This is a genomic window from Stenotrophomonas sp. 05L44_2, assembly GCF_056665995.1.
On sequence record NZ_JBFTNR010000625.1, the window covers coordinates 1 to 2,480 of the forward strand.

At 68.6% G+C, this 2,480-nt stretch carries 4 protein-coding genes; 1 reads left to right on the forward strand and 3 read right to left on the reverse strand.

The window, feature by feature from the left end; all coding sequences use genetic code 11:
* The 3 genes from AC1VAN_RS18365 to AC1VAN_RS18375 form a co-directional block, all read right to left on the reverse strand.
* On the reverse strand, positions 1-1,168 hold a 1,168-nt coding region (locus AC1VAN_RS18365), incomplete at its 3' end, for a PepSY-associated TM helix domain-containing protein (protein ID WP_480986394.1).
* Positions 1,169-1,178: 10 nt separating this feature from the next.
* Positions 1,179-1,442 carry a hypothetical protein gene (locus AC1VAN_RS18370; protein WP_442251530.1) on the reverse strand — a complete coding sequence of 88 codons (264 nt, stop codon included), beginning with the start codon at positions 1,440-1,442 and terminating at the stop codon, positions 1,179-1,181.
* Positions 1,442-1,738 (reverse strand): hypothetical protein, encoded by a 297-nt coding sequence (locus tag AC1VAN_RS18375; protein ID WP_480986395.1) that lies wholly within the window; start codon positions 1,736-1,738, stop codon positions 1,442-1,444. Before AC1VAN_RS18375 ends, AC1VAN_RS18370 begins: the two co-directional genes overlap by 1 nt.
* Positions 1,739-2,157: 419 nt before the next feature.
* On the opposite strand from AC1VAN_RS18375, the gene AC1VAN_RS18380 reads away from it, so the two are divergent.
* A partial coding sequence (locus AC1VAN_RS18380) for a TGS domain-containing protein (protein WP_480986396.1) occupies positions 2,158-2,480 on the forward strand: 323 nt, incomplete at its 3' end.

Sequence of the window (2,480 nt, forward strand, 5' to 3'; positions counted from 1 at the left end):
CCGTGGCCCGCGCCATGTTGACGGCCGCGCGCGACTGCTGCGGCTGACGGCGCTTGCGACGCGACTCGATCCACAGCAGGTTGCCCGAATAGAACAGGAAGGCGCCGCCGAGGCCCAGCAGGAAGTACAGCCAGACCACCACGCCGTTGCCGAACTCGCCGAAATGCAGGGCGTAGGCGGCACTGAGCGTGGCGTGATTGGCATCGCGCTGGCCGGGCAGCTGGCTGGCCAGCACGCGGCCGCTTTCGACATCCAGCGCGACAGCGCCGAGCGGGCCAAGCGTACCGCTGGCCTCGCCGGTGATTTCGATGGTCGCGTTGGCATCACCGCCATTGGCCAGTTTCAGGTAGGCCGGTTCGAAGTTGGCCACGCCCTGCGCGCGGGCCACTTCCAGCGCCCGCGCGTGCAGTTCGCGCAGGCTGCCCGGTGCGGCAGGGATGCCACTGGCTTCGCGCAGCGGCGCGGTATCCATTGCCGTCGGTACCGCCTGCAGCGCCTTGCCGTCGTAGATCAGGGGATCGAGTACCGCCATCTGCATGAACACCAGGCAGAGCAGGGCGCCGGTCACCGCGAACATCAGGTGGAACGGCAGGCTGAGCACGCCGATCACGTTGTGCGCGTCCTGCCACTGCTGCTTTAGATTGCGGCCCGGGCGCAGCGCGAACAGATCGCCCAGCAGCTTGGGCAGGTGGATCACCAGCCCGCTGAGCAGGGCCATGCCGTACAGCAGGCTGACGATGCCCATCACGTAGATCCCGGCCACCGGCAGGCCCAAACTGTAATGCAGTTCGTTGACCAGTTCGGCCAGCCCGGTCTGCGGTGGCGTCGGGCTGCCGCCGGTCTGTCCCGGCCATGCATAGCGCCAGCTGCCGTCTTCGGCCTGCCAGTAGGCCAGCGGCTGCGGATGATCGGCGCCCGGGAAGGTCATGCCGACGTGGCGACGCGCTTCCGCATGCGTGGCCAGCACGTCGTCGAGCAGGTACTGGGCGTCATCCAGGCCGGCCGGCAATGCGGTTGCCGCGCCAGGCGTCTGCCACAGCGGCAGGTCGTGGTGGAACAGGGTCAGTGCGCCGGCATAGAACGCCACGAACAGCCCGAAGCCGGCAACCAGGCCGACCCAGGTGTGCAGGGTGGTGAACGTGCGCAGGGTCTGTGAACTGAATTTCATGCGGTCGATCTCATTGCACTGCGCCGGCCAGGCGCAGCAGGCCGAGTACGGCAAAGCCCAGGGCCGCGCCACCTGCCAGGGTCAGCCAGGCGCGCAACGGGCTGCGGAAACTGAAGGCCCACAGCGCGGCCAGCATCCACAACGGGACGAACGCGATCAGGCTCGGCACCAGGGCTTTCTGCCAGGGCCCCGGCGGCAGCCATGCGACCAGGCCGGTCGCCGCAGCGGCAAGGAAGAAGCCGGCGAAGATGCCGGCCAGTGCGCGCGACCACATCAGCGCGGCTCCACATCGGGGCGGTGCCACGCGRCCAGTGCCGGCAGCAGCATGGCGGCCAGCATCCAGGTGCACAGCATGGCCACCAGGCCGGCGGCAAAGCCCAGTTCGGCCATCCACAGCCACAGCGCAGCGACTGCAGCGACCAGGCCGATCTGCCGGCCCAGGCGCCCGGCACGGCGCAGGCGTGGCCAGCGGCAGTGCGGGGAGGCGGCATAGAAGGCCAGCGCGGAGAACATCGCCGACAGCATGCCGAGGCTGCAGAAGCCCAGGGTCGACAGGCCAACGGTGATCATCGGGGGCTCCGGGCCCGGCATACGGCCGGTGAACGCGGGGCACGGGCGGGACCGGCAGGCGCCGGTCGGGGCGGGTGGCGCATTGCAGGATCCTGGGGGGAAGCGGGCAGGCCGGCACGGGGCGGGCTGCGCGGACATGGTAATCATTGCGTTTTCACGCCGCCAGCCAGCGCCATTCAGGCACCGCTTGGGCTTTGTCCGCCGCTGGTTTAAGATCACGGGCAACCACATCCTGGAACCAAGGTGGCCCGCGCACTGCGCCGGCCGAGCGTGCGACATGAGCACTACCACCGCCCACTGTTGACCTGCCCCGAAGGCCCTGCATTCCAGGCGCCCTCGCGGCGCTTTTTTATTGCCCGGACGACAGCCCGGGAGCGCTTTCCAGCCCGCCACGGCGGGCCCCGCATGAAGCCATTGCAATGATCACGATTACCCTTCCCGACGGCAGCCGCCGCGAATTCGAAAACCCCGTCAGCGTCATGGACGTCGCCCAGTCGATCGGCGCCGGCCTGGCCAAGGCCACCATCGCCGGTTCGGTGGATGGCGTGCTGGTCGATGCCAGTGACGTCATCGACCACGATGCGTCCCTGCGCATCATCACCGCCAAGGACGAGGAGGGCGTGGAAATCATCCGCCACTCCAGCGCCCACCTGGTCGGCCACGCGGTCAAGCAGCTCTATCCGGACGTGAAGATGGTGATCGGCCCGGTGATCGCCGAGGGCTTCTACTACGACATCTACTC

Excerpts from the sequence above, each read along its gene's own strand:
- AC1VAN_RS18370 (WP_442251530.1), bottom strand. The coding sequence starts at position 1,442 with ATGTGGTCGCGCGCACTGGCCGGCATCTTCGCCGGCTTCTTCCTTGCC.